The 20,000-nt window shown below is 24.9% G+C and carries 15 protein-coding genes, 3 tRNA genes and 1 riboswitch; of the genes, 14 read left to right on the top strand and 4 right to left on the bottom strand.

Annotation, left to right across the window (positions count from 1 at the left end; translation table 11 throughout):
* Window positions 1-360: 360 nt before the first annotated feature.
* From I4U89_RS11285 to I4U89_RS11245, 9 genes are all read left to right on the top strand, one after another.
* Entirely contained in the window at window positions 361-1,290 is a 930-nt protein-coding gene (locus tag I4U89_RS11285; RefSeq protein WP_195940462.1) for a metal ABC transporter solute-binding protein, Zn/Mn family, read from the top strand.
* Window positions 1,291-1,298: 8 nt separating this feature from the next.
* Window positions 1,299-2,021, top strand: coding sequence for a metal ABC transporter ATP-binding protein (locus tag I4U89_RS11280; RefSeq protein ID WP_195940461.1), 723 nt, complete (start codon window positions 1,299-1,301; stop codon window positions 2,019-2,021).
* A 17-nt stretch (window positions 2,022-2,038) separates the two neighbouring features.
* Window positions 2,039-2,866, top strand: coding sequence for a metal ABC transporter permease (locus I4U89_RS11275; RefSeq protein WP_195940460.1), 828 nt, complete (start codon window positions 2,039-2,041; stop codon window positions 2,864-2,866).
* 182 nt (window positions 2,867-3,048) lie between these two features.
* Window positions 3,049-3,124 (top strand) — tRNA-Lys (locus I4U89_RS11270).
* A 4-nt stretch (window positions 3,125-3,128) separates the two neighbouring features.
* Window positions 3,129-3,204 (top strand) — tRNA-Val (locus I4U89_RS11265).
* Between the two features lie 83 nt (window positions 3,205-3,287).
* Window positions 3,288-3,363 (top strand) — tRNA-Lys (locus tag I4U89_RS11260).
* Window positions 3,364-3,562: 199 nt separating this feature from the next.
* Window positions 3,563-7,132 (top strand): AAA family ATPase, encoded by a 3,570-nt coding sequence (locus I4U89_RS11255; protein WP_195940459.1) that lies wholly within the window; start codon window positions 3,563-3,565, stop codon window positions 7,130-7,132.
* 131 nt (window positions 7,133-7,263) lie between these two features.
* Complete coding sequence (locus I4U89_RS11250; protein WP_195940458.1) at window positions 7,264-8,634, top strand: GTP pyrophosphokinase; 1,371 nt, start codon at window positions 7,264-7,266, stop codon at window positions 8,632-8,634.
* A gap of 111 nt (window positions 8,635-8,745) precedes the next feature.
* Entirely contained in the window at window positions 8,746-9,108 is a 363-nt protein-coding gene (locus tag I4U89_RS11245) for a hypothetical protein (protein WP_195940457.1), read from the top strand.
* Window positions 9,109-9,134: 26 nt separating this feature from the next.
* Here the strand turns inward: I4U89_RS11245 and I4U89_RS11240 are convergent, their stop codons facing one another.
* Complete coding sequence (locus I4U89_RS11240; RefSeq protein WP_195940456.1) at window positions 9,135-10,001, bottom strand: aldose 1-epimerase family protein; 867 nt, start codon at window positions 9,999-10,001, stop codon at window positions 9,135-9,137.
* A 193-nt stretch (window positions 10,002-10,194) separates the two neighbouring features.
* On the opposite strand from I4U89_RS11240, the gene I4U89_RS11235 reads away from it, so the two are divergent.
* From I4U89_RS11235 to I4U89_RS11220, 4 genes are all read left to right on the top strand, one after another.
* Complete coding sequence (locus I4U89_RS11235; protein ID WP_195940455.1) at window positions 10,195-10,455, top strand: hypothetical protein; 261 nt, start codon at window positions 10,195-10,197, stop codon at window positions 10,453-10,455.
* Window positions 10,456-10,737: 282 nt separating this feature from the next.
* Window positions 10,738-11,523, top strand: a complete 786-nt coding sequence (locus tag I4U89_RS11230) for a PIG-L family deacetylase (RefSeq protein WP_195940454.1) — start codon at window positions 10,738-10,740, stop codon at window positions 11,521-11,523.
* Between the two features lie 111 nt (window positions 11,524-11,634).
* Window positions 11,635-13,707, top strand: a complete 2,073-nt coding sequence (locus I4U89_RS11225; RefSeq protein ID WP_195940453.1) for a DEAD/DEAH box helicase — start codon at window positions 11,635-11,637, stop codon at window positions 13,705-13,707.
* Window positions 13,708-13,888: 181 nt separating this feature from the next.
* Window positions 13,889-15,247 carry an MATE family efflux transporter gene (locus I4U89_RS11220; RefSeq protein WP_207744177.1) on the top strand — a complete coding sequence of 453 codons (1,359 nt, stop codon included), beginning with the start codon at window positions 13,889-13,891 and terminating at the stop codon, window positions 15,245-15,247.
* A gap of 198 nt (window positions 15,248-15,445) precedes the next feature.
* On the opposite strand, the gene I4U89_RS11215 is transcribed toward I4U89_RS11220, so the two are convergent.
* The gene (locus tag I4U89_RS11215; RefSeq protein ID WP_092925171.1) at window positions 15,446-15,646 is read right to left on the bottom strand and encodes a cold-shock protein; all 201 of its coding nucleotides are present in this window, start codon (window positions 15,644-15,646) and stop codon (window positions 15,446-15,448) included.
* A 216-nt stretch (window positions 15,647-15,862) separates the two neighbouring features.
* Between I4U89_RS11215 and I4U89_RS11210 the strand changes: the two genes are divergently transcribed.
* On the top strand, window positions 15,863-17,032 hold the full coding sequence (locus tag I4U89_RS11210; protein ID WP_195940451.1) for an MFS transporter: 1,170 nt from the start codon (window positions 15,863-15,865) through the stop codon (window positions 17,030-17,032).
* Between the two features lie 37 nt (window positions 17,033-17,069).
* On the opposite strand, the gene I4U89_RS11205 is transcribed toward I4U89_RS11210, so the two are convergent.
* Entirely contained in the window at window positions 17,070-18,026 is a 957-nt protein-coding gene (locus I4U89_RS11205; protein ID WP_195940450.1) for a calcium/sodium antiporter, read from the bottom strand.
* Between the two features lie 138 nt (window positions 18,027-18,164).
* The gene (gene thiC / locus I4U89_RS11200) at window positions 18,165-19,478 is read right to left on the bottom strand and encodes a phosphomethylpyrimidine synthase ThiC (protein WP_195940483.1); all 1,314 of its coding nucleotides are present in this window, start codon (window positions 19,476-19,478) and stop codon (window positions 18,165-18,167) included.
* A gap of 110 nt (window positions 19,479-19,588) precedes the next feature.
* Window positions 19,589-19,691: riboswitch (TPP riboswitch) on the bottom strand.
* Between the last annotated feature and the right edge of the window lie 309 nt (window positions 19,692-20,000).

Genomic DNA, 20,000 nt, shown 5'->3' with positions numbered 1-20,000 from the left:
TTAATTAGCACAAGATATAAAAAAGCTATAAACTATAGGAATTAAAAACCATAGTTTATAGCTTTTTTTTGTATGGATTTCTTATATATAAATTAAATTAATATAAATTATAATAGATTATAAAACATCTGAATAAAGTATATATAGAAAGAGTTTAAAATTTTAAATATATATAAAATCAGTTGATATAAACATCTATTATTGTTATTATAAATAACATAAAATGTAATATATTGACTAAATGAGTAATAAAGTATAAAATATTTGGTAATGATATTTATTTTCAATTAAAAATAGTATAGATTAAATAAATAAATTTTGGATATAATTATAAAGATTTACATATGGAAGGAGAAATATATGAAAAAAATATTACTAGTATTTTTATCAGTAATAACAATGATAAGTGCTGTAGCTTGTTCTAGTGGCAATAATACAGCTAAAGACAATGGGAAGATAAATGTTTATACGACAGTATTTCCTATATACGATTTTACAAGAAATATAGGGAAAGATAAGATAAATATAAATTATGTAGTTCCACCAGGAGTAGAACCTCATGACTATGAAATAACGCCAAAGCTTATGAAAGATATTCAAAATGCTGATTTACTTATAAAAAATGGATTAGGCTTAGATAGCTTTGCAGATAAAATAAAAAGTGAAAATAAACTACAGATAGTAGATGCAAGTGAAGGTATAAAACCACTTACTTATGATGAAGAACAAAATCACGAAAAAGAGAGTCATGAATCTCATAATCACGGTCAGTATGATCCTCATGTATGGTTAAATGTAGATTTAGCTATGAAAGAATGTGAAAACATAAAAAATGCTTTAATTAAAGCAGATGAAAAAAATAAAGACTTTTATGAAAAAAATTACAATGAATATATAGAAAAATTAAAAAAGCTAAAAAGCAATTATGATGAAAATTTAAAAGATAAAAAGAATAAGAGTATAATAGTATCTCATGGTGCTTATGAATATTTATGTGATGAATATAACATAAATCAAATATCTATAACAGGAATTAGTCCAAATCAAGAACCATCTCTTAGCAAAATAAGTGAAATAGCTAACTATGCAAAAAAGAATAATATAAAATACATACTATTTGATGGTCTTGTAAATCCAAATGTAGCAAAAACTATAGCAGATGAGGCTAATATAAAAACAACAGTACTATATTCAATAGACAATATAAGTAAAAAGGATTTTGACAATAATAAAGATTACATATCTTTAATGAATAAAAACTTAGAAACACTAAATTTAGTTTTAAAGTAGGGATAAATATGGATAAAGTAATTAAATTTAACGATGTAAGCTTTGGATATGAAGATAAAGTTATTTTAGATAATATAAACTTAAATATAAACAAAGGTGATTACATAGGTATTATAGGGCAAAATGGTGTTGGTAAAAGTACTTTGCTTAAACTTATGATAAACAAATTAAGACCAGTTAAAGGAAGTATTGACTTACTTAATAAAAATATAAATAACTTTGATGAATGGAATAAAATTGGCTATGTAGACCAAAAATCAAATTCATTTTCTAGTTCATTTCCTATAACAGTAGAAGAAGTAGTATCATTAAGTTTAGTATCTAAAGTAGGTTTGTTTAAAAGAATAAATAAAAAATACAAAAAAGAAGTTGATGAAGTTTTAAAACTAGTAGGAATGTATGAGTATAAAGATAGATTAATAGGAAGCTTATCAGGAGGTCAACAACAAAAAGTATTTATAGCTAGAGAACTTGTAAAATCACCTGAAATACTATTTTTAGATGAACCAACAGTTGGAATAGATGTAAATGGACAAAAAGAATTTTATAAAATACTAAAAGAGTTAAATGAAAAATTAAATTTAACTATAATAATAGTATCTCATGATTTATTTATAGTAAAAGAAGAAGTTAAAAAATTAGCATTAATAAAAAATAAAAAAATAGAATTAATAGAAAATAGCAAAAAAGATATAGATGAATCTATAATGCTTAATTTATTTAGTAGTTAAAGTGGGGAGGCAATATTTTGGAAATTTTTCAATATGATTTTATGGTAAGGGCACTTACAGCTTCCTTAATAGTTGGGCTTATATGTCCATTAATGGGAATGTTTATAGTATTTAAAAAATTATCTCTAATAGGAGATAGTCTATCACATATAGCACTATCAGGTATAGCATCAGCTACTATAGTAGGTGTAAATCCTTTAATAGGATCTTTAGTAGCATCAAGTATAGCAGCTATAATAATAGATAGATTAAGAACCTATTTAAAAGAATATGCTGATTTGTCAATAGCTATAATAATGGCTTTAGGAGTTGGGATATCAGGTATACTTATAAGTATATCAAATACAAACTTTGACTTATTCTCATTTATGTATGGAAGTATAGCTACAGTAAGCAGTGAAGATATAAAAATAATCATTATGGTAGCAATTATAATTATTTTATTTGTAAGTTTATTATTTAAAGAGTTATTATATATAACATTTGATGAGGAAAATGCTAAATTTTCTAAAATACCTGTAAAACTTATTAACACAATATTTATGATATTAGTTGCAGCAAGCATAACAATAACACTTAGAATAGTTGGGGTATTATTAGTATCATCCCTTATTTCAATACCAGTAGCTACAAGCTTAAAAGTAGCAAAAAGTTTTAAACAATCAATATTTTATTCAGTATTATTTGGTGAGATAGCTATAATAAGTGGAGTATTAATATCTTTTTATTTAGATATAGCACCAGGAGGAACTATTGTTATAATAAGTGTATTAGAGCTTTTAGGAGTAACTTTATTTTCAAAGGTAATAAATTCTAAACATAAAAAAATAGTATTAAACAAATAATAAAAGAGTAGGTTACTACTCTTTTTAATTTTTAAATTTAAATTTATGATAAAAAAGCAGAAAAATCAACAGATATAGAAAAAAATAAAATATAATTTGAAAAAATATACAAAAAGTGTTGACGAAATAAAAAAAAGCGAATATAATAATATTTGTGGTTGAGAGAAGTCAACAAAACAAATGACCCATTAGCTCAGTCGGTAGAGCACCTGACTTTTAATCAGGGTGTCCCGCGTTCGAGTCGCGGATGGGTCACCATTTTGGGATTATAGCTCAGCTGGGAGAGCACCTGCCTTACAAGCAGGGGGTCACAGGTTCGAGCCCTGTTAATCCCACCAAATTTTATAATTTGTTATACTATAGATTAGATAGTTTTTAGTATACAAGTTACATACTAGACTTATACAATTAAATTATATAAGACCCATTAGCTCAGTCGGTAGAGCACCTGACTTTTAATCAGGGTGTCCCGCGTTCGAGTCGCGGATGGGTCACCAGTTTTAAATCCTCATAGATATCTATGAGGATTTTTTTGTAAAAAATTATATTTTTATATATAAAACCTAAATTTTGGGGTAAGAATATCTTAAGGACATAAAAGATAACTTATATTAAAAAATTAATTTATGGATTATTTTTGTAAGTTTTATATACAAATTTTATAAATACATAATAAAACATTAAAGGGTGAAGCATATGGAAAATGAACAAGATGTTATAAAACAAAAATTTAATTATATAGAAAGAAAATTAAACAGAGAGCTTATAGGTCAAAAAAAATTTATTAAGGAAATATGTGAGTATTTTGAAGAAAAATTTATAAACAAAGAAAAAGGAATATTATTTTTAATAGGGGATAAAGAAACTGCTAAAAAAACTAGTGTAAGAAGGATATTTGAATACTTAAATAATTCGGATTTTACAGATAATACACAGATACAAGAAATAGATTTAGCATCATATAATTTTAATTTAGGATACAGTGCATTTTTAACAGATTTATATGAAAAATTAAGTAGTGATTCTTCTTGTATACTATTTAAAAATAGTGAAAAAGCTAGTGAAGATATGTTAAATGTATTATCAAATGTATATCCAAATACTTGCTTAAACTTAGACAATAATTACATAATAAAAAATAAATTTTTAATACAAGCAAATGATGAAGATGAGGACACTATAAACAATATAGTTTGTCATAATAAGTTCTTAGTATATACAACTAATGATGATAAATTTAATATAGAAGAACACTTTACTAAGTCATTTAGCAATAACATAGATAAAGTATTATATACTAAGCCTCTTAACAAAGAGGAAAGAAATAAAATAGTAAAAAGAGAAGTTCTAGAAACTATAAAAATAAAAGAAGAAAATCACAACGTAAAAATAGTATTAGATGTAAAAGAAGATGATCAAAACGAAGAATACTTTGGAATTTGCAAATACTTACAGGAAACATATAAAAAGGATTCAAATTTTGGTATTAGTGAATATGTATCTTATAAGCTATGTAAACCGTTAACGAACTTGATTATAAAAGAAAATATAACTGAAAATAGTACAATATTAATATATGTAGATAATAACGAAATATATTGCAATATAAAAAATGAAATATTCTCACTTAGTGATTATTCAACACCTACACTAGAAGAAGCTGAATATAAATTAAATTCTATTATAGGAATGAAGGATTTAAAAGAGTTTTTAATAAGCGTTAAAAATAACTATAAAGTACAAAAAATTAGAGAGAGACTTGGACTAAAAACATCTAATATATCGTTAAATATGATATTTGCAGGAAATGCAGGCACAGGGAAAACTAATGCAGCTAGAGTGACTTTTGAATATTTAAATGCACTTAATATATTATCTAAGGGAATATATAGAGAAGTTAGTAAAGCTGATTTTGTAACAGAAAATCCAGCAGAAACAGCTAAAAGAACTATAGATATAATAAATTCTGCTATAGGAGGAGTATTATTTATAGATGAAGCATACTCATTATGTGAGAGTGATGATGATAAAGTAGGAAAAGAAATAGTAGATGCATTATTAAAAGGTATAGAAGACAATAGAGATGATTTAGTTGTAATACTTGCAGGATATGAAAAGGATATGGATGAATTTTTATCATTTAATCCAGGTCTTAAATCTAGGTTTTTAAATACTATACATTTTGAAGACTATACTCCTTATGAAATGTATGAAATAGCTTTAAATATTGCAAAATCAAAAGGATATAGAATTGCAAAAAACGTAAAAAATGAATTAATAGATTTATTTGCAAAAAATCAAATAAGCGGTAAGAACGATTTAGGTAATGCAAGGTTTGTAAGAAATATAGTTGAAAATGCTATATTAGACTCATCTAAAAAATATATAAATGATAAAACTAAGGAAATAGATTTACTAGAAAGAGACAATTTCAACTTTAAAGCAAAAGCAAAATTTAATTTAGAAGAAAGATTAAGCCACATAGTAGGTTTAAATGAAGTTAAAAGCCTACTTAGAAGTCAATATAAGCTTATAGTTGCACAAGAAAAGAGAAAAGCAGCAGGAATAGATACTAAAATAGAGCAAAACTTAAATATGGTGTTTGTAGGTAATCCAGGAACAGGTAAAACTAGTATAGCAAGATTAGTATCAGAAATGCTAAATAGCATGGGTCTTTTAAAGGTAGGTCAGATGATAGAAACTGATAGATCAAGTTTTATATCAGAGATACCAGGTGAAACTAGTAAAAAAACTGAAGCAAAGTTTAAAGAGGCTATAGGAGGAGTTTTATTTATAGATGAGGCTTATACATTAGCTAATGATTCATTAGGCAGAGAGGCTACAGAAACGCTTCTTAAGCTTATAGAAGACTATTCTAAAGATGTTGTAGTAATACTTGCAGGATATGAAGAAGAAATGGAAGATTTCTTTGATGTTAATATAGGATTAAAATCAAGATTTCCAATTTGGACAACTTTTGAAGATTACAACCCAAATGAACTATTAGAAATGGCTATTAATTTAATAGACTCAACAGGATTTAAATTATCTAAAAATGCATATGTATCTCTTAAAAAGAGTTTTGAAGATATATATGAAGAATCAGATTCTACATCAGGAAATGGTAGAATGGTTAGAAACTATGTAGAAAATCTAATAAGAAACCAAAGTATAAGAATAGCAGAAGAAAATATAAGTACTTATGAAATGAATCTAATTACAACTAAAGATATAGAAAAAATTAAAGTATCAGAATATGAGTTTGATTTAGAAGAAAAACTTAAATCTCTTAAAGGAAACGAAAAAGCAAAAGAATTTTTAAGAAATGAATACAAACTTATTAAAATACAAGAAAAGAGAGTAAAACTAGGCAAAAAAAATAATATAAACAAATATAGTAATATAGTATTTACAGGAAATGTAGGAACAGGTAAAAAATCTATTTTAAACATACTAGCAGAAATGTATTACTCAAGGGATATGATAAAGTCTAAGAATATAGTAGAAATTGATATAAGAGAAATAATAGGCGAAATAAATAGTGGATTAAAATTAGAAGATATATTAAATAAATCTTTAGGTAAAATAGTATTAATAGATAAGGCTCACCTATTATTGGATATTAATAATTACAAAGAAATAATTTCTATACTTTTAAAATTTATAGACAATAATAAAAGTAAAATAAAAATAGTTTTATCTGGCCAAAAAGATAAAATGAAAGAACTAGTTTTATTAAATGAATCTTTAAATTATAGATTCCCTATATGGTTAGACTTTGAGGACTATACAAATATTGAATTGTATGAAATATGCCTAGATATACTAACTAATAAAGGATTTATATTAAGTAAAGAATCAAAAGATAGCTTAAAAGAAGTAATCTATAGTCTTTACGAAAGTGATAATTTAAAACTTAGAAATAGTCTTATGATAAAAAATTATATAGAAAAATTAGTAAGAGTTCAAAGTGTAAGAGTATATGACAATAATATATTACAAAGAGATATAAATACTATAGAAGTAGAAGACATAATAAGTAGTAAAGAAATATTTACAAATGAAAATACATTTATAAGTAATAATGTAGAGCCAATTGCTGATAATAATTTAAAAGAAAATTATAAAACTAATGATTCTAATAAAATTTTATCTTATGATGTAGAAAATAAATTGTTAAAGATAAAAAATTTATACGACTTAGGTGTAATAGATGAAGGTGAATTTAAAATACTTAAGGGAAAAATAATAAATAATGTATACTAAAATGAGTATTTACTAAATATATTGAAAATACCCATTTTGGTATGAATATAGAGCAAAATTTAAAAAGGACATTTGATAAATGTCCCTTTTTTGTGTAAAATTTAAGTACTAAAAAGAAATAGGAGAATATTATGAGCCTTAAAGAATTTGAATTTATAGACGAGTCAATTGATTTATTAAACTCCTTAACACCTACATTAAATATGCTATCAAAAGAACTAGAGACTTATTTTGAAAATATACTTGAATCTAGTGATCAAGAATATTTAAATGTTAACTCAAGAGTAAAAACAGAATATAGTTTAAGAGAAAAAATAATAAGAAATAGATATTTAAAAAGATATGAGAAACCACAAGAGCTTATACATAATCTATCAGACTTAATAGGTGTAAGACTAGAGTGTAGATTTATAGAAGAAGAGAAATTAATATATAAAGTATTAAAATCTTATTTTGATACTACAGATGATAATATATATTTTTATAATAAAAGTAATGACAAGGTTAAGATAAGGTTAGATAAAGAGCAGCCACGAAAACAAAAAAATGGATTTGAAATATATAGAATAAATGGTTTATTTATATATGGAAAAAACAAAATAAATTTTGAAATACAAATAAAATCCATGGTAAATATATTTTGGAGTGATATAGAACATCAAGTTATATATAAAAATAATACTTATGTAATGGTAGATAAATTTTTAAGTGATGTTATGGCATCAATAAAAAATAATCTAGCAATGATAGACAATCAGCTTTTATCTGTTTATAAATCTTTTAATGAAAATACTTCAAAAGATAAAACCTTAAAGCAAAAGTCTATGGAAAAGTTTTTAGCTAAAATTGCATATGATACTTTTGCTGAAAAAATGGAAAAAGACATAGGATTTATAGTAGATTTTAAAAAGCCTTGTGAAACTATTATAAATTACTCATTTAACAAGAATAAAGATGGTTTAGATATAAGTGAAGATGCAACAATACAAGGTCTTATGAGACTAAATGAGATTGCAAAGAAGGATATAGACTTTAATTCTAAAATAAAATTTGGGAAAAGTCCTGAATTTGAAGATGAATTTTGTGAAAAACTAGGTAATTTTATAATGAGTAAGCTAAACTGTGAATTTATATGGAACTTATTCTTTAGGATATTATTTGAAGTAGAACCTCTTAATAATAAAAAGGATTTTGAAAACTTTATATTATTTATAAAAGAAAAAATAGTTCCTATAAAACATCAAGGTAAGCTAGAGCTTAATTTTAAATCAGATAGCAAATATATATTACATGATATATATATGGAAGTAGCAAGTACATTAATACAAATAGATTCAATAGAGATATTATATGAACAAAGTTTAGATAGTATAAATAATGTAGTTAGAAATGAAATAAATAGTATATGTAGAAATATAGACTCTTATAGTGAATACAAAATAAAACGAGAAAAGTATATGGACAACATAAATAGAAAAATTAAAGATGCTATAATTGGATAAAAATAAAGAGCTGCTTTATAAGGCAGCTCTTTATTTTTCTAATATAAATTAGAAATTATGTAGAAAAAAGTAATATTGTATGATATTTTATATATGGAAAGGATGATTTAAGTGAAAGCTAAGAGTAAGGATAATGTAGTTATTTCATCTTTATTATTTTCTATATTAGCTCTAGTTGCATATAAATTGTTTTATGGAGTAAATATGCAACTATTTTGGGTAGCTTTTGTATGTGAAAGACTTTATAGCCTAGGAGCTAAAGAAGATTTTGACAGATGCTTAGACGATTTAGACTATGATGAAGACAATAAAAAGATTTTAATAAAAATTATAGGATTAATAGTCATTATAATAGGTATATTTATTTATATAACTTTTACAGAACCAAAAATATTAATTTATATAGCAATAGGAGAAGTTGTAGATATAATTATACAAAAACCATATAAAAAATTAATTAATAAACATAATTAATATATAGAAAAAGAGTAAGTTAATTCTTACTCTTTTTCTATAGTTATAGTATATAAACTATTAAATGACTCTAAAGGTTTAAGTTTATTTATATAAGCCTTGTTAGTATATATTTTATCCGAATTTACACTGTCAGCTATCCCAAACCATGGTTCAATACATACAAATGGAGCAGTAGAGTTTGTATCTTTGTAGTAAGGTGTCCATATTCCAACTAGTGGAAAATCTTTAAAATTAATGTTTATGTAATCTTTAGATTTATTAGATTTTAAGTTAATGCTATCTATATTAGTATATATTAATGCATCTTTTTCAAAAATCTTAGGTTCTAATCTTAAATTGTTTAAATTATAAACTTCTTTTAAACTATTAAAATAAGGACCATCTAAGTTTATTTTTTTTACTATATCTCTAGAATTAAATTCTAGATAGTAATTGCACAAATCATCATATATATTAAATGCAGGATGTGCTCCTATTGAAAAATACATATCTCTTGTATCTTTGTTTAAAACATTCCAATTAATATTTATGCTATTATTAACAATAGTATACTTTATTAGAAGTTCAAAAGAATAAGGATATAGTTTTTTAGTTTCATCATTAGATATTAATTTATAAGTTATTGAGGTATTATCATTATAAATAATTTCAAAATCCATATCTCTAGCAAATCCATGTTGACTCATACTATAGAACTTATCTTCTATATAAGTTTTGTTGTCTTTTAATCTGCCGACTATAGGAAATAATATAGGAGAGTGTCTTGACCAATGAGTGCTATCTCCATTCCATAGTATTTCTTTTTTTAGATCCTTAGAGTATATTCTAGTTAGTTCAGCACCGCTATTTTTAGATTCTATTATAAGTTTATCATTTTCTAATATATTCATATTATCACCCCTTAGATAAGCATATTATATATAGTATAATTTAGCAATAATATATAAGATTAAATAAACTTATATTAGAGAAAATAACTTTATAAATATTGTTATGTTATATATTAAAGTGATATAATTATAAATTAATAAATACTATGCAAAAACATAATATATAGTAGTTTAACTAGAAAGGAAGTTTAATATGGAAGAAATATACAGATTAATAGAAGAGAAAATAAAAAATTCTGGATACAAAAGAAGTGTAAGTGGTGAAGAAATATATGAAGAAATATGTGATGAAATAGAAGATAAAGATAATGGTAGCTACATATTTATGTCTAAGAAAGAGGATGATGTTTTATTTGAATATAAAATAGACGTAATGGATGAAAATTTCAATTTATCTTATTTAGATATAAATTCACCAGAAGGAAAGTTTCATATAGATTTTGATGCAAAGTAATAAAAAATATAAGTTTTTATTAAATAGAGTAAAAGAAATAGGGGATAAATAGTGCTATGGCTAATTATCCCCTATTTCTTTTCAATTATTAAAATTATTAAGAATATAAAGCTTAATTTATATAAAAACATTTAAAAAGTAACAAAAAAATTTCAAAAAGGTAACAAAAAAATTTCAATATATTAAAGTTCATATAATTTAGATGTAAAGTATGCTAAGATAAAATAAACTTAAAAGCGACTATTTTCGACATAAAAAATAAAAATAGTAGGTGGTGTGAAAATGAAAGATAAAAAAGACAAAAAAATAATGGGGATAATAATAGTTGTGTTAGTAATATTTGGTGTACATACAGCATATTCTCAGTATAATAATGGCAATATTAAAAGATTTAAAGATCATGTGGTATTTTACCCACAACATCAAGATGATGAGGTTTTATGGGGAGGAACTGCCATAGTAGATGCTATTAAAGAATGTGGAACGGACAATGTATATGTAACTTTAGTATCAGATGGGTCGGGAGTTAATGTGTTTAAAAATAACCCAAAATTTAAGGGAATAGATAGAAAAGAAAAAGAAAGATTAAGAAATAATGAATTTAAAGCATGCCTAAATAAACTAGGAGTAAAAAAAGATAATGTAATAATACTAGCAGATGAAGCTAAAAAACCAGGAATTCATTATGATCTGATGGAAAAAACCATACTAAACTTTGAAAAAAAGTTAGGAAGTGTTACACATATAGCACATCACTATAAATATGATGATCATATAATGCACAGAAAAAATGGTCAAGTATTAAAAAAGCTTAGTGATGAACATAAAGTAGATGACGCAAGATATTTTATGAAGCCTAACTATGTATCAAATATACCTGAAGATAAAAGAGATATATATAAAGTTAATAATATGAAAGATTATAATACAGTAAAGAGTGCTTTAGAAGAATATAAAAATGTAGATGATAAAAATGAAAAGTATGGAATTGGATATACTTCAGCTCATAGTTACTTTGATTATTTATTAAATGATCCTAGTTTAACATCAGTTTTAAGTATATATTAAGTAAAAAATAAGTGTAGGATACGCCCTGCACTTATTTTTTATAAAAAAGGGTAGCTTTTCCTTTTTTATAGTGATAAATTAAACTTACAAAAATTAAACAAGGTGGATAAAATGAATATAAATATAGAAGAAATATTAAAAACATATACAGATAGAAACAAATACAATTTAGGACATTACATATATAAAAACGGAGTAATTTTAAATAATTATGCTAAACAAAATGGTAGTAAATATATATTTTATGGAACTGTGCTAGATGAACAAAGAAGAAGAGATTATACATCAATGATAAGTATAAATACTAAAACTAGAGAAATATCAAATGTAAGTTGTGATTGCTTTTCAGAGTTACAAAGTATAAAACCTAATAATTTATGCTCTCATATAGTAGCTATAGTACTAAAGGGGATAGAAGATTTAATTAACGACAAAGAATATGAAATTAAAGAAGGTACAAAGTTAAACCCAAACATAACCTTTAATATATTATCATCAAAAGATGGTTATATGAATGCAAGGCTAGAAATAGATGGAATAAGTGAATGTGAGTATAAAAATATATATAATGCATATAAAGAAAACAATAAACTATATAGACTTAAAAGTGGAAATTACTTGGATTTAAGTGAGAAAAGCTTAAAAGAATCATTAGAACTGATAGATACTTTGGGGATGTATGAAAATCTTACTTCTATGAAAATAGACAATAATAAATCACTATATCTAAAAAAATATATAGAAGATAATGATAATTTTATTATAAAAGGGAGTCATCATATAGACAATATAGTTGATAAACTAAAAAAAATAGAAAATTTGAAAATTGATTTACCTGATATAAATGCAGCACTTAGAGATTATCAGATTAAAGGATATGAATTTTTAAAAACTTTGTCTAGATATGAATTTGGAGGAATTTTAGCAGATGAGATGGGTTTAGGTAAAACAATACAAACAATAGCTTTTTTACAATCTAATAAAAATAAAAAAGCCATTGTTTTAACACCAACATCTCTTATTTATAATTGGCTTGAGGAATTTAAAAAATTTTCTCCTAATCTAAAAATAGGTGTAGCCTATAAATCTAAAAGAGATGATGTTATAAACAATATAGATAGTTATGATGTAATACTTACAACCTATACAACCTATAAAAATGATATAGAAAAATATAAAAATATAAAATTTGATTACTGTATAATAGATGAAGCCCAGAATATAAAAAATCCAGATTCTATAATAGCTAAGTCTGTAAAAAAAATTAATGCAAAAGTTAAGTTTGCATTAACTGGAACTCCAATAGAAAATAACTTAATAGAGTTATGGTCTATATTTGATTTTGTAATGCCAGGATATTTATATGATAAATCAAAGTTTAAAAAAATATTTTTAAATAAAGATAATATAGATGATTTAAAAAAGCTTATAAAACCATTTTTATTAAGAAGAACAAAAAAAGAAGTTATAAATGAATTGCCAGAAAAGATCGAGCAAAAGTATTATGTAGAGCTTAACAAAGAACATAAAAAGGCATACTTAGGTTTACTTAATTTAGCTAAAAATAAAATTCAAATAAATGATAATATGTCTGTATTATCTTACTTAACTAAGCTTAGACAGCTAGCAATAGCCCCTGAACTAATGGTTAGAAACTATGAAATAAAAAACTCTAAATTAGAGGTACTTGTAAAATTATTAAAAGAAAATAAAGATAAAAAAATATTGGTATTTTCACAGTTTACAAAAGTATTAGAGAAAATAAAAGATAGATTAGACTACGAAAATATAAGCTATAGCTATTTGGATGGAAAAACTAATCCAAAAGATAGAGTTAAGCTAGTTAATGACTTTAATAAAAATGATGATAATGTATTTTTAATATCGTTAAAAGCAGGAGGTACAGGTTTAAATTTAACTAGTGCATCCATCGTTATACACTTTGACCCATGGTTTAATCCTGCAGTAGAGAATCAAGCAAGTGATAGAGCTCATAGAATAGGGCAAAAAAATATTGTTAATGTTATAAAACTAATATCTAAAGACACAGTAGAAGAAAAAATTATAGGATTACAAGAAATGAAAAAAGAATTAGTAAAAGAACTTATAGATAGCAATATAGATGGTGGAAATATTCTTAGTAAAATGTCAGTAGATGATATAATAGATATAATGTTTGGCTAAAAATTAGAATATAAAATCAAAAATACGAAAAACTACATATAGATGTGATTAATAATAAAAAGGCTAGGATTAAATCTTAGTCTTTTTTATATACCTAAATAAGTAAATAAGTACATGTATTAACTTTTAAATAATACAAAAGATATATATGTATTTGTGAAAGGAATGAATATAAGTGTATATGACAAAAGATAAATTGTTTTATAAAAGTATAATAGATATATCAATACCAATAGCTATACAAAATCTAATAACAGTATCTGTTAATATGGCAGACACTGTTATGTTAGGTAGATTAGGTGAAGTAGAGCTATCAGCAGCAGCTATAGCTAATCATCTTTTTTTTATATTGATGGTATTAATGTTTGGGATTTCTGGAGGCTCTAACGTTATGTGTTCTCAATATTATGGAAAAAAAGATATAAAATCAATACATAAGATAGTTACTATTACATACTGGCTAAGTATAGCATTATCAATATTATTTGTATTAGTAGCTATGGTTATGCCAGGTGCATTTATGAAGTTGTTTACAGATGATGTAGCTGTTATATCAATGGGAGAGAAGTATATAAGGATAGTTAGTATAAGTTATGTATTTTATTCATTAACAGTTTCTACTGTTGGATTGCTTAGGTCGGTTAAAACTGTTAAGATACCTATGATTATACATAGTATATCTTTATTTATAAATATATTTTTAAATTATATATTAATATTTGGAAGGTTTGGGATAAGTCCATTAGGAATTAAAGGAGCAGCTATTGCAACTGTTATATCTAGGATAATAGAATTTTTTATAATATTTATATATATAATTTTTAAAGAAAGTAAAGTAAAATATAGATTAAATTATGTTTTGAAAATAGATAAATTAATATTTAATGATTATATAAAAGTAACATCTCCCATATTTTTTAATGAGCTATGCTGGTCAGTAGGATCATCTATGATATCTATAATAGTTGGAAGGATGGGGACTAGTGTAGTTGCAGCAAATAGCATAAATAATGTAGTAAATCAATTTGCAACTTTATTTATACAAGGATTATCTAGTGCGTCATCAGTTATAATAGGTAATACTATAGGTATGGGAAATTATAACAAAGTAAAAGAATATGCAAATACAATAAGTATACTAAGTATAATAGTTGGGATTATATCAGCTTTAATAATTTATTTTTGTAAAGATGTAATATTAGGATTTTATAACATATCACAAGAAACGAAATTAATATCAAAAGAAATAATGACAGCAACAGCTATAGTAGCATTGTTTAGGTCTTTATCTTCAAATCTTATGATGGGTGTTTTAAGAGGCGGAGGAGATAATAAGTATGTATTTAAATATGAAATGATATTTATGTGGGGATTATCTATACCACTTGGATTTATAAGTGCATTTGTATTTAATTTACCAATACCTATTGTATTTTTTCTATTAAAAAGCGATGAAATATTAAAAGGTATAGTTGGGTTTATAAGAGTTAAAAGTGGTAATTGGATAAATGACGTAACTAGAGATAAAAAAGATACTTAAAATTATATCTTATAAAACATCGTATATATAAATATTTTTGTATTTCTAAAAATGTCTATGTAAAAAACACATAGACATTTTTTATTAATCCTATATTTATATAATTTATAATTATTAAAGCTAATAAATAAAAAATATTATTTTTAAACATAAGAAAAGACCCAAATAAATTTGAGTCTTTAAAACGTATCTATATGATTATAATATAGTTATGTTTTCAGCTTGAGGACCTCTAGCACCTTCAACTATATTAAAGCTTACTTTTTGACCTTCTTCTAAAGTTTTGAATCCATCAACTTGTATAGCTGAGAAATGAGCGAATACATCATCTCCACCTTCTACAGATATAAATCCAAATCCTTTTTCGCTATTGAACCATTTTACTATTCCTTGAATCATTTTCAATTCTCCTATAAACCTACATCAAGATTACTTCTTGATTTACTGTAATTTAAGTGTAACACTTATTTAAGTAAATGTACACACTTTTTTTATTTATTTAAATAATTACCTTAAATGATAATAAATATACCTAAATTTACTAAAAAATATAAAAAATTTGATTATACAAAAACTAACAATATTATGGTATAGTCTTATAAGAGGAGGAATATTATGTCTAAATTTTATATAAAATACTTATGTATGTTTATAGGATTAGGGTCATTTATGACTTATTTACCTGTATACTTAGAAAAAACATTAAACTTTAGTCCATCGCAAATAGGGATTATAGTATCAATACCATCTATAATTGGTATAGCACTTGTACCTATATGGGGGATTATAAGTGATATTATAAAAAAACAAAAGCTTATATTATGGATAAATGTATTAGTAGCATTTTTACTAGGGTATTTATATTCAAAAACAACGTCTTTTATACCGATATTTATAGTAGCGATATTTTTTGAAATGTTTAGAAATTCATTATTGCCACTTGCAGATACTATAACAACTTCATATTGTAAAGAACAAAATAAAAATTATGGAAAAGTAAGAGTATTAGGTTCTATAGGATATGCACTATCTGCTTTTATTTGTGGTCATATAATGAATTTAACAGGAAATGATTTGGCATTTTTCTATATGTTTATGTTTAGTATGCTTCTATGTTTATTTATAACTCCATATTTAAATACACCTAAAGAAATGGAGTCTAAAGAAAAGCTAAATTTAAAAGTAGATATAAAAAAATTATTTACTAATAAACAATATGTGTTAATACTTTTAGCAAGTATAAGTATTGTTGCTTTAAGTGATGGGGTAAGTGCTTACCAAGGTATACATTTATTAAACTTAGGAGCAGGTAAGGAACTTGTAGGAATGTTGACTGTATTTATGGTAGCTCCAGAACTTTATTTTATGGTTAAGACAAAAGATCTTTTACAAAAATATGGAAACACAAAAATGATTACTGTAAGTGCAATTGCACTTTTTATTAGATGGATAATATATACATTTACAAATAATATAGCATTATTTATATTAGCATCAGCTTCTCATGGTGTAGCAATAGCTATAATGACTATAACTGTTTTTGACTTTATAGGAAACGTAGTAGAAAAAAAATTATATACTACAGCCATGACTATATACACTTTTTGTATAGGAATTGGGTCATCAGTTATAAAACTTATATATGGAAATATAATAGACTTATATGGAATGAAAGCTATATTTATATGCTCAATAATAATTTCTATTATAAGTTTTGGAATTATATTTGCAATAAATAAATTAGAATATGAAAATATAAATAATACAAATATAATAAGCGAATAAAAAGGAAGAACATGATTATGTTCTTCCCTTTTTTAGCTTACCTAACTATAGTATATATCATATATACTATGTATAAAGCTATTAATATAAAACCTTGTTTTTTTACAAGACAATTATCTTTTTTCATAAAGATATAAAGTAAAACTGTTATAAATGTCATAAATATTATATCTATAAGAGCAAATGTACTTATAGATATCGGACTTATAGTTGTAGCTAAACCTAAAACTAAAAGTATATTAAATACGTTTGAGCCTATTACATTACCTATAGCTATTTCAGTTTCACCCTTTTTTATAGCCATAATAGAAGTAACAAATTCAGGAAGTGAAGTACCAACTGCAACTATTGTAAGTCCAACTAAGTTTGCACTCATACCAAATGATGTTGCAATCGTTGTAGCAGAGTCAACAACCATATCTCCACCAACGATAATTCCTGCTATACCAATTAAACTTAATATAATTGTTTTAAACATAGGAACATCTTCACTTACTTCAGCTTCTATAGCTATAGCACTTTCACCACCAGATAAGTCTTCTTCATTATTAGAGTTTTTAGCACTTTTTACAGTATTTATTAAGAAGTAGGCAAATACTATTAAGAAAAAAATACCTTCAAATCTATTTATATGTAAATCAAGTGAAAATAGTAACAACATAAAGCTTATACCTATTAAAAATGGAGTATCTTTTTTTATAGTATCTTTTTGAACTGGTAACTTTGCAATTACTGCAGATACACCTAACACTACAAGTATGTTAAAAAAGTTAGAGCCTACGATGTTAGCAACACTCATATCATTTTGTCCTGCTAATGATGATGTAATACTTACTGCGGCTTCAGGTGCAGATGTACCCATAGCTACTATAGTAAGACCTATAACCATAGCTGGAACATTAAATTTTCTAGCAATTGAAGCAGCACCATCGACAAATATGTCAGCACCCTTTATAAGGAAAATAAAACCTAATATTAATATTATAAATGCCATTAATATTCCTCCCAAAATATATATTTATAAAGGACAGTATACCACTTTATGTATTCTTTTGTAAATCATTAAAATATGATGAAACTTAGTTATGCAAAGAATATAATAGATATTTATAATATTAAATTAAGTATGTAACTAATTATCTTCTCTTAATAAATTTAAGTCTTTACCACTCATTATTTTATTCATATTTCTCATAGAACACATCTTACCGCACATTGTACAGCTATCATCATGTTTAGGAGTTGACTCGTTTCTATATCTTCTAGCTTTTTGTGGGTCAATAGCAAGTTCAAACATTTTCTCCCAATTAAGCTCTTGCCTAGCTTTACTCATTTGATTATCTATATCTCTAGATTTAGGAATTTTCTTTGCGATATCTGCAGCATGAGCAGCTATTTTAGTAGCTATAATACCTTCTTTAACATCATCTAAGTTAGGTAGCCTTAAATGTTCTGCTGGAGTTACATAACATAAAAAGTCAGCTCCATAACTAGCAGCTAAGGCACCTCCAATAGCACTTGTTATATGATCATATCCAGGAGCTATATCTGTAACTATAGGACCTAGCACATAAAATGGTGCACCATGACAAAGTTTCTTTTCAAGTAACATATTAGCCTCGATTTCATCTAATGACATATGTCCAGGACCTTCTATTATTACTTGAACATTTCGTTTCCATGCTCTTAGAGTAAGTTCACCTAATATCATCAATTCTTTTATTTGACAAGCATCTGAAGAGTCATTTATAGACCCAGGTCTTAGAGCATCTCCAAGGCTTAATGTTAAGTCATATTCTTCGCATATATCAAGTAATTCATCAAAGTATTCATAAAAAGGGTTCTCACGTTGATTAAGCTCCATCCAAGCATACATTAAAGAACCACCTCTAGATACTATATTAGTAAGTCTTTTGTTTCTTTTAAAAACAGATGCAGTTTCTTTGTTTATACCAGCATGTACAGTAACGAAGTCTGCACCATCATTTGCATGATTTCTTACTACATCTAAAAATTCTTTAGCAGTTATATCTTTTAATTCTTTATCGTAAAAACCAACAGCATCGTATATAGGAACAGTTCCTATCATAGCATTAGAAGATGATATAAGTTTTTTTCTAAATTCTTTGGTTTTACCAAAAGAACTTAAGTCCATTATAGCTTCAGCTTTCATATCTAATGCTAAATTAACCTTTTTCATTTCTTCATCAATATCACAACAATCTTTTGATATACCCAAATTTACATTTATTTTAGTTCTTAGTTTTTCGCCTACACCTTCAGGATTTAAAGATTTATGATTTTTATTAGCAGGTATTGCTACTTTACCTTTAGATATTAGCTCTCTCAAAATATTAACATCCATATTTTCTTTTTTTGCTACTATTTCCATTTCTTTAGTAATTATCCCCTTTTTAGCAGCATCCATTTGAGTAGTATACATAATATTAAAATCCCCCTTATTATATTTTAATAAATAAAAAAAGCCTTACCATAAGGCAAAGCTTCTTAAAATATGTATTAATAAATAGACTATATTTGTTTTATAGCTATTAATAAACACAAAAGTAACTTTCCTACGGTAGTATAAACTACATCAGGTTCGAAGGGTTAATGAATTTATCATTTCTCAGCCCAAAAGGCACCCCTAGTTAGTTAGATATCTTTTCAAAAACATTGTAGTTCTTTATTTATGTATTGTAAAGAAATTTTTTATACTTATAAAAACGGAAAGGCACCTATCAAAAGATAGGTGCCTTTATTTGGGCTAGCGTAATACTTATATAAAATATAAGTTCCCACTTAATTTAAGAATACCATAATAAATATTATTTGTAAATATATATAGTAATTATAAAAAAATCAATGCCATATGTGTTGAAAAAACTATATATTAAAAAGAATAAAAAAAATAAAATATAATAATAGATTAAGAATACTTTTATTGGTGTATATACAATATATAGTA

Source organism: Romboutsia sp. 1001713B170131_170501_G6 (assembly GCF_015668195.1).
In the GTDB taxonomy this organism is placed as follows: domain Bacteria; phylum Bacillota; class Clostridia; order Peptostreptococcales; family Peptostreptococcaceae; genus Romboutsia_C.
The sequence above is the reverse complement of the archived record's forward strand: the minus strand, read 5'-3'. Positions and strand labels throughout refer to the sequence as shown.

Coding starts and splice junctions, on each gene's coding strand:
- I4U89_RS11285 (WP_195940462.1), top strand. CDS start 361: ATGAAAAAAATATTACTAGTATTTTTATCAGTAATAACAATGATAAGT.
- I4U89_RS11280 (WP_195940461.1), top strand. CDS start 1,299: ATGGATAAAGTAATTAAATTTAACGATGTAAGCTTTGGATATGAAGAT.
- I4U89_RS11255 (WP_195940459.1), top strand. CDS start 3,563: ATGGAAAATGAACAAGATGTTATAAAACAAAAATTTAATTATATAGAA.
- I4U89_RS11250 (WP_195940458.1), top strand. CDS start 7,264: ATGAGCCTTAAAGAATTTGAATTTATAGACGAGTCAATTGATTTATTA.
- I4U89_RS11240 (WP_195940456.1), bottom strand. CDS start 10,001: ATGAATATATTAGAAAATGATAAACTTATAATAGAATCTAAAAATAGC.
- I4U89_RS11235 (WP_195940455.1), top strand. CDS start 10,195: ATGGAAGAAATATACAGATTAATAGAAGAGAAAATAAAAAATTCTGGA.
- I4U89_RS11230 (WP_195940454.1), top strand. CDS start 10,738: ATGAAAGATAAAAAAGACAAAAAAATAATGGGGATAATAATAGTTGTG.
- I4U89_RS11225 (WP_195940453.1), top strand. CDS start 11,635: ATGAATATAAATATAGAAGAAATATTAAAAACATATACAGATAGAAAC.
- I4U89_RS11220 (WP_207744177.1), top strand. CDS start 13,889: ATGACAAAAGATAAATTGTTTTATAAAAGTATAATAGATATATCAATA.
- I4U89_RS11215 (WP_092925171.1), bottom strand. CDS start 15,646: ATGATTCAAGGAATAGTAAAATGGTTCAATAGCGAAAAAGGATTTGGA.
- I4U89_RS11210 (WP_195940451.1), top strand. CDS start 15,863: ATGTCTAAATTTTATATAAAATACTTATGTATGTTTATAGGATTAGGG.
- I4U89_RS11205 (WP_195940450.1), bottom strand. CDS start 18,026: ATGGCATTTATAATATTAATATTAGGTTTTATTTTCCTTATAAAGGGT.